At 62.2% G+C, this 12,874-nt stretch carries 12 protein-coding genes; all 12 read right to left on the bottom strand.

Going from position 1 to position 12,874, the window contains the following annotated elements:
• Positions 1-39: 39 nt before the first annotated feature.
• A complete protein-coding gene (locus DevBK_RS03355) occupies positions 40-339 on the bottom strand; it encodes a hypothetical protein (RefSeq protein WP_317184461.1) in 300 nt (99 codons plus the stop codon).
• 261 nt (positions 340-600) lie between these two features.
• Positions 601-1,446 carry an outer membrane protein assembly factor BamD gene (locus DevBK_RS03350; protein WP_317184460.1) on the bottom strand — a complete coding sequence of 282 codons (846 nt, stop codon included), beginning with the start codon at positions 1,444-1,446 and terminating at the stop codon, positions 601-603.
• A 136-nt stretch (positions 1,447-1,582) separates the two neighbouring features.
• The gene (gene lpxC / locus DevBK_RS03345) at positions 1,583-2,530 is read right to left on the bottom strand and encodes a UDP-3-O-acyl-N-acetylglucosamine deacetylase (RefSeq protein WP_061910994.1); all 948 of its coding nucleotides are present in this window, start codon (positions 2,528-2,530) and stop codon (positions 1,583-1,585) included.
• Positions 2,531-2,649: 119 nt separating this feature from the next.
• Complete coding sequence (gene ftsZ, locus DevBK_RS03340) at positions 2,650-4,326, bottom strand: cell division protein FtsZ (RefSeq protein ID WP_062631763.1); 1,677 nt, start codon at positions 4,324-4,326, stop codon at positions 2,650-2,652.
• A 352-nt stretch (positions 4,327-4,678) separates the two neighbouring features.
• A complete protein-coding gene (locus DevBK_RS03335) occupies positions 4,679-5,245 on the bottom strand; it encodes an NAD(P)H-dependent oxidoreductase (RefSeq protein ID WP_317184459.1) in 567 nt (188 codons plus the stop codon).
• A gap of 107 nt (positions 5,246-5,352) precedes the next feature.
• Positions 5,353-5,736 (bottom strand): helix-turn-helix domain-containing protein, encoded by a 384-nt coding sequence (locus DevBK_RS03330; protein ID WP_317184458.1) that lies wholly within the window; start codon positions 5,734-5,736, stop codon positions 5,353-5,355.
• Between the two features lie 30 nt (positions 5,737-5,766).
• On the bottom strand, positions 5,767-7,080 hold the full coding sequence (ftsA, locus tag DevBK_RS03325; RefSeq protein ID WP_082511796.1) for a cell division protein FtsA: 1,314 nt from the start codon (positions 7,078-7,080) through the stop codon (positions 5,767-5,769).
• On the bottom strand, positions 7,077-7,958 hold the full coding sequence (locus DevBK_RS03320) for a cell division protein FtsQ/DivIB (protein ID WP_317184457.1): 882 nt from the start codon (positions 7,956-7,958) through the stop codon (positions 7,077-7,079). The genes ftsA and DevBK_RS03320 overlap by 4 nt, the downstream gene beginning before the upstream one ends.
• Positions 7,946-8,866 (bottom strand): D-alanine--D-alanine ligase, encoded by a 921-nt coding sequence (locus DevBK_RS03315; protein WP_061910984.1) that lies wholly within the window; start codon positions 8,864-8,866, stop codon positions 7,946-7,948. Before DevBK_RS03315 ends, DevBK_RS03320 begins: the two co-directional genes overlap by 13 nt.
• 220 nt (positions 8,867-9,086) lie before the next feature.
• On the bottom strand, positions 9,087-10,502 hold the full coding sequence (murC, locus tag DevBK_RS03310; RefSeq protein ID WP_317184456.1) for a UDP-N-acetylmuramate--L-alanine ligase: 1,416 nt from the start codon (positions 10,500-10,502) through the stop codon (positions 9,087-9,089).
• Complete coding sequence (murG, locus tag DevBK_RS03305; RefSeq protein ID WP_317184455.1) at positions 10,499-11,614, bottom strand: undecaprenyldiphospho-muramoylpentapeptide beta-N-acetylglucosaminyltransferase; 1,116 nt, start codon at positions 11,612-11,614, stop codon at positions 10,499-10,501. The genes murC and murG overlap by 4 nt, the downstream gene beginning before the upstream one ends.
• Positions 11,611-12,774 carry a putative peptidoglycan glycosyltransferase FtsW gene (locus tag DevBK_RS03300; RefSeq protein ID WP_317185584.1) on the bottom strand — a complete coding sequence of 388 codons (1,164 nt, stop codon included), beginning with the start codon at positions 12,772-12,774 and terminating at the stop codon, positions 11,611-11,613. The genes murG and DevBK_RS03300 overlap by 4 nt, the downstream gene beginning before the upstream one ends.
• Between the last annotated feature and the right edge of the window lie 100 nt (positions 12,775-12,874).

The raw sequence follows: 12,874 nt of genomic DNA, 5'->3' as shown, positions 1-12,874 counted from the left end.
CGCGGCGGCGGGGAAGTCAAAGCACCGGCTTGCGAGAACTCACACCAGCTTTAGCAGCGCCTTTTGTAGCTCGCTAAGAAGGAGAGCGATCAGGACCGCAGGGATCAGCGTCAGTGCCGTGTCTTCGAGGGCACCGGAGAGGCCGGCGCCGTTGAGATTTTCGATGAGGTCGATGATCTCGTTGGTGAGCTGGAGAGTGACGACGATCGCCAGAGCGAGGAAGGGTCGGCGGATAGCGAGGGCTAGGCCGAGATAGAGCACGGTGCCGACGAGCAGGTGCAGTACCGGATCCGTGAGACCGGTCGTGTCCTTGATCAGCAATTTGGCGAAGTGCCACATCTATGTCGGCCTGAGGACTGTGATTGGGCGACAGCGTAAACGTCAGAAGTGAAGGCTGGGTTTCATACACCAACCTGCCGCGTGGGGAGAGAGGACCCCTCACCCTGGCCAATCTGCTGAACGCAGATTGCCCGGTCCCTCTCCCACAAGGGGCGAGGGAAGACGGTGGCTCACGGCGTGAGTGGCCAACACTCGACTCGTTAACGGCGGTCAAACAAAAAGGGCCCCGGAGGGCCCTCTTCAATTCAAAAAATGAAAATCTCAGCTTTGGTGGGCGGCGAGCCAGCTGCCGGAGTTGAGCTGGGGGGCAAGGCCTTGTTTGCCGAGGAGGGCGAAGGCGCGCTTGTACCAGTCGCTGGAGGGGTAGTTGTGGCCGAGGACAGCGGCTGCGGACATGGCTTCGTTGGTGAGGCCAAGCAGCAGATAGGCTTCGGTCAGGCGATAGAGCGCTTCTTCGATGTGGGTGGACGTCTGCCACTTTTCGACGACTTCGCGGAAGCGGTTGATGGCGCCGGTATAGTCGCCATTGCCGAGATAGTAGCGGCCGACCGACATTTCCTTGCCCGCGAGCTGGTCATAGCCGACGAGGAGCTTTTCCTTGGCGTCCTTGGCGTGCTCGGAGTTCGGGTAATTCGAGATCAGAAGGTTGTATGTGTCGATGGCATCGCGCGAAAGCTGCTGATCGCGGGTGATGTCCTTGATCTGCGCAAAATATGACGTGCCCTTGAGCCAGAGGACGTAGGGAACATCCTTGCCATTGGGGTAAAGCGCCAAGAAGCGATCGGCCGCGAGAATGGACTGATCGAACTTGCCCATGCGATAGTTCGCATAGACCTGCATCAGCTTGCTCTTTTCCGTCAGCGCATCGCGCGGATGCTGACGATCAAGCTGTTCGAGCTTTTTGACCGCGGTCTGGAAATACTGGCGATCCATATCGTCCAGCGCGCCCTGATAGAGCGAGGCTGCGGGAACGATCGGTTCTTCCTTGAGCTTGGGTGGACCAAAGAGCCCGCCGCCCGCGCAGGCGGTGAGCACGGCGGCGAAAAGACCCATGGCGGCAAATCGGGCGATCCGACCTGTCATCTGGCTTACAACGTTAACAGTCACGCAGTGCCCCGTTCTTCATTCATCCACAATCGCTTGCGGCGTAATTAGCAATTGGATCAAAACTGTGGCGCAGGCTGAGCCGCCTGCCCCGATCACCCTGCCCTTTCGGGCGCGTTTTGCGACTATCTCGCTGCGGTCAGCGGACGGACCGGAGATAATGACGTACGCCAAGACCCTCGGGCTGATCGTCGAAATTCTCGACTTCCAGCGGCAGATCCTCGGCGTTGACTATCTCATAATTGGCTTCGCTCGCAAAGAGACCGGCAAGCACATGCGCGTTGAGCGCGTGGCCGCCCTTATAAGAGCGGAAGCGGCCCCAGATGGGCAGGCCACCGAGCGAGAGATCGCCGATGGCGTCGAGCAGCTTGTGGCGCACGAATTCGTCTTCGTAGCGCAATCCATCGGGATTGAGGACGCGGTCCTCGTCGACGGTGATGGAATTGTCGACGCTCGAGCCGAGGGCATAGCCGGCCTGGCGCAGCGCCTTGGCATCGCGGGCAAAGCCGAAGGTACGGGCGCGGGACACATCTTCGAGATAACGGCGCGGCGTCCAATCGAAGATCATGCGCTGGCGGCCGATGACCTTGGAATCGAAGTCGATCTCGAGATCGAGCGCACGGCCATTATAGGGCTCGAGCGCAGCGAAGGCGTCGTTGTTGCGCACGGTGACGGCGCGGATGATCTTGAGGAATTTGCGGTGGGCCGGCTGGGTGTCGAGACCGACGTCCATGATGGCCGCAGCGAAGGGATGCGCGCTGCCATCGAGGATGGGGCATTCCGGACCATCAAGCGTGATGAGGGCATTGTCGACGCCCATGCCGGACAGGGCCGAGGTCACATGTTCGACAGTTGCGACGCTGACGCTGTCGCCGAGGTCGAGAGTGGTGCACAGTGTGGTGCGGCTGACGCGCGAAAAATGCACGGAGACCGGCTGGGTAATCCGGCCGTCGCCCATATCGCGGCGGATGAGAAAGCCACTATCAGCCGGCGCTGGTCCGATGGACAGATTGACGGGTGCAGCGGTGTGTACGCCATAGCCCGAAAAGGTCACTTCACCGGCAAGCGTGCGCTGGCGTGTGGACATTTTTTTCATACTCTATTTACTCCACCCCAAGGGTCTCACGCTCGCACGACTGTTAGCCAAAAAAAACTCGGCGCGGAAGTCGCGCCGAGTCACGTTTACAGACTTGAATTTAACGGGTTCTAACCGTGCTTGCGGAGGAAGGCCGGGATTTCGAGGCTATCCTTCTGGGGTGCAGCGGCTGGAGCACGACCATGGTTATCGAGGTTGCCACGGGCGCCTTCGGCAGCCGGGGGAACACGCGAAGTCCTTGCGCCGCCTGCTTCAATTGCGCTGCGGGCAGCGGCGTCATCGGCAGTGCGAGCGACGGGTTCCTGGCGCTGCTCGGGCTGCTGCTGACCGATGTTCAGGCCGACATTGGAGGCCAGACGCTTGAAGAGCGCACGGGCATTGCGGGGCTCTTCGACCTGACGATCCTGAGCCTGCTGTGTCTGGCGTGCAACAACCGGAAGCTCCTCGGTGCGCGGCATACGGCGATAACCGTCCGGACGGGCAGCGTGCGAGGGCACATAGACGCTGGGAATCGGCTTATCTTCGGCCATCGGAGCTTCTTCCGGCTCGGCCATCATTTCGGCAGCCGGGACATAGGGCTCGACCAGGATGCCGTCGTCTTCAGCCATGTGGTGGCTGTGCGCGGAGGCAGCGGTACGGTCGGCGACGAAAGCCTGAGCGACAGCCGATTCGACCTCGAAGCCGATGTCTTCCATGGCGACTGGTGCCGGCTCGGGAGCTGGTGCCGGAACAGCGCGGGACGGCTCGACCGGCACATGGCGGCGAACGGCGAGCGGAGTGCGCGAGGCATGCGGCTTGGCGGGCTCGAGAGCCTGAACCATGGTCGCGTCGGTGCCGGTGGCAACGACGGACACGCGGATCGTGCCGGTGAGATCGGGATCGTAGGTCGCGCCAAGGATGATGTTGGCGTCTGAGTCGACTTCTTCGCGGATGCGGGAAGCGGCTTCGTCGACTTCGTAAAGTGTGAGGTCCGGGCCGCCGGTGATGGAGATGAGGAGGCCGCGAGCGCCCTGCATCGAGACATCATCGAGAAGCGGATTGGCGATGGCGGCTTCGGCGGCGTGGCGGGCACGGTCTTCGCCGGAGGCTTCGCCGGTACCCATCATTGCCTTGCCCATGCCGCGCATGACGGCGCGAACGTCGGCGAAGTCGAGGTTGATCAGGCCCTCTTTGACCATGAGGTCAGTGATACAGGCGACGCCCGAGAACAGCACCTGGTCGGCCATCGAGAAGGCGTCGGCAAAGGTGGTCTTCTCGTTGGCAACGCGGAAGAGGTTCTGGTTCGGGATGACGATGAGCGTATCGACATGGCGGTGCAGCTCGTCGATGCCGTCATCGGCCAGACGCATGCGGCGATTACCTTCGAAATTGAACGGCTTGGTGACCACGCCAACCGTCAGAATACCCTGTTCGCGGGCTGCACGGGCGATGACCGGGGCAGAGCCGGTGCCGGTGCCGCCACCCATGCCGGCGGTGATGAACACCATGTGCGAACCGGAGAGGTGGTCGTTGATTTCGTCCCAGCTTTCTTCGGCAGCGGCACGACCAACTTCGGGGTGCGAGCCGGCACCGAGACCTTCGGTGACGCCGACGCCGAGTTGGATGATGCGCTGGGCCTTGGAGAGCGAGAGAGCCTGGGCGTCCGTGTTGGCAACCACGAAATCGACGCCGCTGAGACCGGACTCGATCATGTTGTTAACGGCGTTACCCCCGGCGCCGCCGGCACCGAACACGGTGATGCGGGGCTTGAGTTCCTGGATATCGGGGATCGTCAGATTGATGGTCATTTATGGCATGGCCCCATAGGTGGCGTGGTTGATTAAGATTTACCCGCCTATTCGTTAACCAGAGCCTAACAAGTGTCCCGATTGCGTTAAGAATGGCGCAAATTGCGAGACAGTGGCGTTATGCGTTTACGCGCCATTAACCGGCAAAATCGCCGGAAAGCCGCTTGAGAGGCTGGTTTTCAAGGTTAACTGGCCAAGGTTAAACGAGCGTGTGCGTCATTAACCACCAACGCAGTTATGATCGCCCTGCCCTCGCTCGGTGACCGGAATGTCACGAGGGTGAATCAGCCGGTTGATACTCGGCCGATTCTCTTTTGGGGCGCGTCGCCTCCCCGAAGAAGGCTTTATGAGCCTACGCCGCCCGCGCCGTCTTGAGGGCGTTGGCCCACCAGACGAGCTGGTCGAGCATGACGTTTGCGGCTTCGGTCAGGTAGGGGAAGTCGGTAAAGGTCTTTTCGCTCTTCATCAGCGGCACGAGTTCGTTGGCGTTGATGTGGACCGCATGCTTGAGCGTCGCAATCTGGAGTTCGGCAAGGATCAGGCGCAGTTGTTCGACGGCCCGGGCACCACCGACGCCGCCATAGCCGACAAAGGCGGCGGGCTTGCGATTGTATTCGGCGTGCGCGTGGTCGAGGGCGTTCTTGAGGACACCCGGGATCGAGTGATTATATTCGGCAGTGACGAAGATATAGCCATCGAGCTCGGCCATCTTGGTCGCCCATTTGGCGCCGGCGGGGCCATCATCGTGAACGAGCGATTCATCGAAAAACGGCAGCGGATAATCGCGGAGATCGACGATCTCGATATCGAGGTCGCTACGATCCTCGGCAATGGATTGGAGCCACTGGGTTGGCTTGTCGGCAAAGCGGGCGGCACGGGTGGTGCTGATGACGATGCCGATGCGCGGTCTGTTGGTCACTTGATAATTTCCTGACTGGTGTTCAACCAGATCGGAAATGGTCCCTGCCCCAACCCATCCTCAAGACCGGGAGATTTTTGTTCGGCACGAACAAAAATGTCGGCCGGTCACACCTCGCGTTCGTCGAAAAGGCGGCGCGACTCGACGATGCCGTCCGTGTGCTGGTGGGCCCACGAGTGGATCGCCGCCAGCGGCTCCATAACGCTGTGGCCGCGCTCGGTCAGCTCGTAGTCGACGCGCGGCGGGATGGAGGCGGTGATATGGCGCGTAACAAGGCCGTCACGCTCGAGCGTGCGCAGCGTCAGGGTCAACATGCGCTGGGAAATGCCGTCGATACCGTCTTCAAGCTCGGAAAAGCGCTTAGGGCCGCCCTGCAAGCCGCCGAGAACGTGGAGGAACCACTTGCCGCTGAATTGGGCGAGCACGTCGACCGTTGGCCGGCAGAAATCGGGAACGTGGGCGGCGCGGTCTTTGAAGATGTGCTTGCTCATGGAGGCAAACTTAAGAGCGCCGGCCCGAGATTAAAAGCTCGAACGCAGCCAATTGCCGACCCGGGCGATGTAGCCATCGGTACCGGTGAGCTTACGGGTGCTGCGGGGCTCGGTATATTCTTGGGCGCAGACCTGCGGATAAACCAGCATGCCGGCAACGGTCGAGAAGGCCGCGCTCTTCGCGATTTCTGGGAGGCCAGCAATGCCCATGGGGCGGCCATTGCGGACATTGCGCGCCAAGGTTCGGCGAGCGACTTCAGGCAGGCCGGTGAGCTCGCTGCCACCGCCCGTGAGGACGAAACGGCGACCGCAGACGTCCATCATCCCGGTAGCCTGCATGCGATCGCGGATAGCGGTAAGAATCTCTTCGATGCGCGGGCGCATGATACGGGTGAGGACCGAGCGGGCCACCTGCCCCGGCGCTTCGTCGAGCGCGGCGCCGACGGGCTGGATCGCGATCATGTCGCGCTCGTCGGCCTGACCGGGCAGCACAGAGCCATAAAGCGTCTTGAGGCGCTCGGCATCGGCGACGCTGACGGACAGCTGGCGCGCGATATCGAGGGTCAGGTGATGGCCGCCGATGGCGATGGCGTCGGCATAGACGAGGTGTCCGTCGTTAAAGACGGAAACGGTGGTGGTGGCGCCACCGAAATCGAGGCAGGCGACGCCGAGCTGGGCTTCATCATCGACGAGGCTCGCAAGACCCGAGGCATAGGGCGTGGCAACAAGCGCTTCGATCTGCAGGTGGCAGCGGTGCAGCACCAGTTCGAGATTGCGCATGGCGAGGGTTTCGGCCGAGACAACGGCGACATCGACGCCGAGCTTTTCGCCGACCATGCCCTTGGGGTCGCGAATGCCCTTCTGGCCATCGAGCGCGTAACCGATCGGTAACGCGTGGATGATGGAGCGCTCGGGACGAACCGAGCGGGAATTGACGGCTTTCAAGACGCGGACGATGTCGGTCTTTTCGACTTCCTGGCCATCGAGCGAGACGGCGGCAGAAAATGTTTCCGAGCCAAGGCGGCCTGCGGTGACGTTGACGAGAACCGATTCGAGCGTCAGGCCGGCGGCGCGCTCGGCCATGCCGACGACATTGCGGATGGCGTGTTCGGCTTTTTCGATATCGGTAACGACGCCGCTTTTGACGCCCGAGGACGGTCCGTAACCAAAACCGATCACTTCGGCCCGGTGCGAACGGCCACGCAGGGCCTTGCCCTCGGCGCGCGGGATGAGACGCGCGATGACACAGCAGATCTTGGTCGAGCCAATATCGAGCACGGCCACGAGAGTGGTCTTGCCGGGCTGAACGGCGCGGAGCCGTGATGTCATCGCATCGGTCATCATGATGGTTCGGCGTCTTCACGTTTGGTCGGCCGCACGGCCACGACGGAATCGACGCGCAGGTCGATCACGGTGAGGTCGCGATCCAACAATTGGTATTCGGTTTGATAATTGGACAGCTTACCAAGTGCCTGAGCCACGCCCTGCTCCGGCAACTGGATGCGCAATCCGGTTTGGTAGATCATGTCCCAGCGCCGATCGGCAATGCGCGACAGCGCAACCAAGCCATTCTGCAACTGGGGATAGTGGTCGAGCGCCCGGATCATCACCAGCGCATCGTCGGCCGCGCCATCACCGATGACGAGCGGCAGGTCGCCATAGGCGCCGCCATCCTCGCCGATCTGCTCGCCACCAGCATCGATGACGAAAGTGACCCCATCGACGCGCCAGCGCGCGACCGGGGTCTTCTCGGTCACGACGACAGAGACGTCGGCGGGATAGGTCTTGCGTACCGTGACGGTATCGATAGCAGGCAATTCGGCGATCCGCGACCGCGCGCTTTCGACATCGAAGGCCAGGGTGGATGTGTCGGGCATAATGCCGAGGGAATCAAAGATCGCCTGTTCGGAGGTCAGCGTCTGGCCGGAAATGGCAATCTTGCCCACCGATAGGCCGGCTTCTGCGAACTGCACCTGAGCAAGGGAGCCGAGGGAAGTGACGCCAAGGCCGATATGGTCGCGGACCTGATAGATCGCCGTTGCGGCAACCATCAGCGCGAGCACCATGCCGGTGCGGCGAAGCCCCGTGCCATGCAGCACGAGGGCACGATTGAAGCGATTGCTCACCCGCTGCAGCGGCGAGCGCCGTGCGGGGACAGGAAGTGTGCGGGGATCGACGGGACGGGCCCCGGCGAAAAAGGCCTCGCTCTTTACCTGTTGCAACTCGCATCCTCCACCAGCCAGGCGCACAACTCTTCATAAGAGTGGCCCGCATGGGCAGCTTGTTCCGGGGCTAGCGACACCTCGGTCATACCCGGCTGGGTGTTGATTTCGAGGAGCACCAGTTCGCCATCCTCACCTGCCGCGTCATTGTAGCGGAAATCACACCGCGTCAGACCTCGGCAGCCGAGAGCCGCATGGGCGGCTAGACTGAATTGTTGCACTTTGTCGTAAATTTTCGGTTTCAACTGAGCAGGTAAGATGTGGCGCGCGCCACCCTGGCTGTACTTGGCTTCGTAGTTGAAAAAGGTCAGGTCGGTGACGATTTCGGTGACGCCAAGGGCAACATTGCCCATGACGGCGCAGGTCAATTCCCGGCCGGGAATGAAGCGCTCGACCATCAGTTCTTCGCCGCCATTCCAATCCTCGCGGAGGATTTCCTGCGGTGGGTGGCTGGCATCGCCCTTGACGACGAAGACGCCGAAGCTCGACCCATCGGCGATGGGTTTGACCACATAGGGCGGCGCCATGATGTGGCTGCGCGCGATATCGCCACGCGTCGCGACGGTGTGGTCGGTGACCGGAATGCCCGCGGCCTTGAAGAGGATCTTGGCCTGGTGCTTGTTCATGGCAAGCGCCGAAGCGAGGACGCCCGAATGGGTGTATGGAATCTGGAGGAGTTCGAGCACGCCCTGGATATAGCCGCCTTCGCCGAAGGGGCCGTGAAGGGCGTTGAAAGCCACATCGGGCTTGAGGGCTGCGAGAACTTCTGCGACGTCTCGGCCGACATCGACCTCGGTGACCTGATAGCCGGCGCGGCGAAGCGCGGCAGCGCAGCCGGCGCCAGTCATGAGGGAGACGGGGCGTTCGTTATTCCAACCGCCCATGAGAACGGCGACATGCTTGGTCATGGGGTGGCTCCGATATTTAGGCTAGCGCCGCTTCTGCCTTCTCCCCTTGCGGGAGAAGGTGCCCCGAAGGGGCGGATGAGGGGTATTCTTGCCGTGCGCTTCACCTGCTCCTCTGCGGAGGTGAGAAACCACTCACCCTGATTTTCTGCTGGCCGCAGAAAATCTGTCCCTCTCCCGCAAGGGGCGAGGGATAGCGCGGCGTGTGGGGCGGCAGAGAGCGTCATTCCGCTGCAATGCCCAACGCTTCCAGTTCACCCGGGAGCGCTGCGGCCCATTGGGTGATATTGCCGGCGCCGAGGCAGACGACATAATCGCCATCCGCGACCCGCGAGGCCAGGAGTGGCGCAAGCGCTTCGGGGCGGTCGATGACGCGGGCGTCGCGGTGGCCGCGGTTGCGGATGCGGTTGACCAGTTCTTCGTGGGTGACGCCGGGGATAGGCTGTTCGCCCGCGGCATAGATGGGGGCGACGATGACGGTGTCGGCGTCGTTGAAGCAGGCGGCGAAATCGTCGAAGAGATCGTTGACGCGGCTATAACGGTGCGGCTGCACGACGGCAACGACATCGCGGCGAGCCGACTGGCGCGCGGCGCTGAGGACGGCGGCGATTTCGACCGGGTGGTGGCCATAATCGTCGATGACGGTGACGCCGCCGACTTCGCCGGTCTTGGTGAAGCGACGCTTGACGCCGGTAAAGCCCTTGAGCCCCTTGCGGATGGCTTCTGCGGGAACGTGGAGCTGATCGGCGACGGCGATGGCGGCCGTGGCGTTGAGCGCGTTGTGGATGCCCGGCATGGGCATTTCGAGCCCATCGATACGGAGCTGGGTTTGGCGGATGCGGTCGCGGATTTCGACGGAGAAATGCTGCACGCCATCGCGATTCTCAAGATCGATGAGACGCACATCGGCCTGCGGGTTTTGCCCATAAGTGATGACGCGGCGATCGCGGATTTCGCCGACCAGCGACTGCACGACCGGATGATCCAAGCACATCACGGCAAAGCCGTAGAACGGCACGTTTTCGACGAACTGGTGGAAGGCGCGCTTTACGCCTTCGAAGTCGCCATAATGGTCGAGATGCTCGGGATCGATATTGGTGACGATGGCGACGTCCGCAGGCAGCTTGATGAAGGTGCCGTCCGATTCGTCGGCTTCGACCACCATCCATTCCCCTGCCCCGAGGCGCGCATTGGTGCCATAGGCATTGATGATGCCGCCATTGATGACGGTGGGATCAAGATTGCCGGCGTCAAGGAGCGTCGCGACCAGCGTAGTCGTGGTTGTCTTGCCATGGGTGCCGCCGATGGCGATGGCGGTCTTGAAGCGCATGATCTCGGCGAGCATTTCGGCGCGGCGCACGATGGGCAACGCCTTGGCGCGCGCGGCGACGAGCTCGGGATTATCCTTCTTGATCGCCGAGGAGACGACGACGACTTCGGCCTTTCCGAGATTATCCCCGTTCTGGCCGATCTCGACCTTGATGCCCATGTCGCGCAAGCGCTGGACATTAGGATTGAGCGAGGCGTCGGAGCCCTGGACCGTATAGCCCTGGTTATACAGGATTTCGGCAATGCCGCTCATGCCGATGCCGCCGATGCCGATGAAGTGGACCGGGCCGATATTGCGGGGCATTTTCATGAGGCGGATTCCAATGTGCTGGTGCCTTGACCGGCGAGGCTTTCGGCAAGGTCTGCCAGCTTCTCGACGGCGCGCGGCTGCCCGAGGCCTTGTGCGGCCTGGGCGGCTTCGATGAGTTGGGTTGGATCGTTGAACAGATCCGTGAGGCGAGTGGCAAGCGATTGCGGCGAAAGCGCGGCCTGTTCCATCACCCAGCCCGCTCCACCCGATTCGACCACAAGAGCATTGTTCTTCTGGTCGGCATCGAGCGATCCGGGCAGCGGAATGAGGATCGAGGGGCGGCCAATGACCGTGAGTTCGGCAATGGTCGAGGCGCCGGAGCGGCCGATGACCAGATGGCTTTGCGCGATGCGCTCGGGCAGATCGGTGAAGAACGGCGCGAGTTCGACGCTGACACGCGACTGGCGATAAATCTTGGTGACGCGGTCGAGATCTTCCTGCCGGCACTGCTGCACGAGACGCAGGCGCGACCGGATGGCATCGGGCAGCATCGCAATAGCGTCGGGGACGATATCGGACAGCGCGCGGGCGCCCTGGCTGCCACCGAAGACGACGAGATTGATCGGATCGGTCGCCGAGAGAGGCGGATAGGGCTTTGCGGCAATGGCGCGGACGCGATCGCGCACGGGATTGCCGGTGAGCACCTTGTCGATGCCCTGATCGTCGGCGAAGCGCGTCTGGGCGAAGCTGAGGGCCAGGATATCGGCGAAGCGGCTGAGGGCGCGATTGGCGCGGCCCATGACGGCGTTCTGCTCGTGGAGAATGCCGGGCACGCTCAAGAGGCTCGCCGCGATGAAGGGCGGAAAAGTGGGATAGCCGCCAAAGCCAATAACGGCGTCGGGCTTCAGCGCACGCAGAATGCCGAAGGATTTGGCGACGCCGCGGGCGATGGTAAAACTGGCGCCGGCAAACTTGATGGGGTTGGAGAGGCTCGGCGTGGCCGAAGGGACCATGTGGATTTTCCGCGCGGGAAAATCCTGGCCATAGCCTTCGACACGATAATCGGTCATCAGCTCGACGACATGGCCGCGGCGCAGCAATTCCTGAGCGAGGGCCATGGCCGGGAAGAGATGCCCCCCGGTGCCGCCGGCCATAAGGACGAAGGTTTTCATTCGGCCGGCGCGACCACGGCGCTGCGGAAGGATGGAAGGCCTGTGGTCATGCGCTCCTCGGGTTTGGTTCTCGTCATGGCCAGCATCAACCCCATGCCGAAGGCAACGGCGAGCATGGAGGTGCCGCCATAAGACACGAAAGGCAGGGTCATGCCCTTGGGGGGAATCAGATTGAGATTCACCGACAGGTTGATGCCCGACTGCATAGCAAACTGGATGGCGAGTGTGGACGCAGCAAGGCGGGCAAACAGGCTCTGCTGGCGCTGCGCACCCATCATGGCGCGAAGCACGATGAAGCAGATGAGTCCGACCAGCGCCATGCAGAACAGGATGCCATATTCGCCGGCAGCGGCGGAGAAGACATAGTCGGCGTGAGCGTCGGGAATGAGCTTTTTGGCGATCGACTCACCCGGGCCGCGACCGAACCAGCCGCCTTCGGCGACGGACTGCAGCGCGCGGTCGATCTGATAGGTATTGCCGCCGCCCTCGGGGTTGAGGAAGGTATCGATGCGGCGCGCGAAGTGCGGGAAGAAGAGATAGGCGCCAAAGAGGAGGCCGCCGGCCGCACCGGCGAGGCCAAAAATGATCCACCAGGAAATGCCCGAGAGGAACAGCAGGACAGCCCAGGTGGCAAGGATCAGCGCGGTCTGGCCGATGTCGGGCTGCAACAGCAGGCCGCAGACGATGACGAGCATGATCGCGGTCGCGATGAGGCGGCCCGGCACGTTGCGATGGATCATATATTCGGAAAAGAGCCAGGCGCCGATAATGGCAAAGGCCGGCTTGACGAATTCGGACGGCTGCACCGACTGGCCGACAAAGGTCACCCAACGCCGCGCGCCCTTCACTTCCGTACCGAAGCGCAGGGTCGCGTAAAGCAGCAGCGTCATGACGACCAATGTGCCAAGGGCGGCAAAACGCGCCTGACGATGGGTCAGCAGCGATGTCGCGAGCATGACGGGCACGGCGAGCCCGCAGAACATGGCGTGACGAATGACGAAGTGCCACTCGTTGAGGCCGATGCGCTCGGCCACCGGCGGGCTCGCCGCCAGGCTCAATACGAGGCCACAGATGAGGAGAAGGATCAGCCCGCTGAGCAATTCGCGGTCGATCGACCACCACCACTCGGCCAAAGGCGTCTTTTCAGCACGGGAAAACATCATCGGCTGGGGCCACGTACTCGATACAGATTGAATCGAACTGTACCGGCTGGTGGTTACCGATTTGGTAAGGGTCTCGCGTTTTGCGAGTCATAGTGCT

The sequence above is a fragment of the Devosia sp. BK genome, from assembly GCF_032907385.1.
GTDB lineage: Bacteria > Pseudomonadota > Alphaproteobacteria > Rhizobiales > Devosiaceae > Devosia.
Note: the sequence above shows the minus strand (reverse complement) of the source record. Positions and strands in the feature narration are given on the sequence as shown.

Coding starts and splice junctions, on each gene's coding strand:
- murG (WP_317184455.1), bottom strand. CDS start 11,614: ATGAAAACCTTCGTCCTTATGGCCGGCGGCACCGGGGGGCATCTCTTC.
- DevBK_RS03300 (WP_317185584.1), bottom strand. CDS start 12,774: ATGTTTTCCCGTGCTGAAAAGACGCCTTTGGCCGAGTGGTGGTGGTCG.
- DevBK_RS03315 (WP_061910984.1), bottom strand. CDS start 8,866: ATGACCAAGCATGTCGCCGTTCTCATGGGCGGTTGGAATAACGAACGC.
- DevBK_RS03355 (WP_317184461.1), bottom strand. CDS start 339: ATGTGGCACTTCGCCAAATTGCTGATCAAGGACACGACCGGTCTCACG.
- DevBK_RS03330 (WP_317184458.1), bottom strand. CDS start 5,736: ATGAGCAAGCACATCTTCAAAGACCGCGCCGCCCACGTTCCCGATTTC.
- ftsZ (WP_062631763.1), bottom strand. CDS start 4,326: ATGACCATCAATCTGACGATCCCCGATATCCAGGAACTCAAGCCCCGC.
- ftsA (WP_082511796.1), bottom strand. CDS start 7,080: ATGATGACCGATGCGATGACATCACGGCTCCGCGCCGTTCAGCCCGGC.
- lpxC (WP_061910994.1), bottom strand. CDS start 2,530: ATGTCCACACGCCAGCGCACGCTTGCCGGTGAAGTGACCTTTTCGGGC.
- murC (WP_317184456.1), bottom strand. CDS start 10,502: ATGAAAATGCCCCGCAATATCGGCCCGGTCCACTTCATCGGCATCGGC.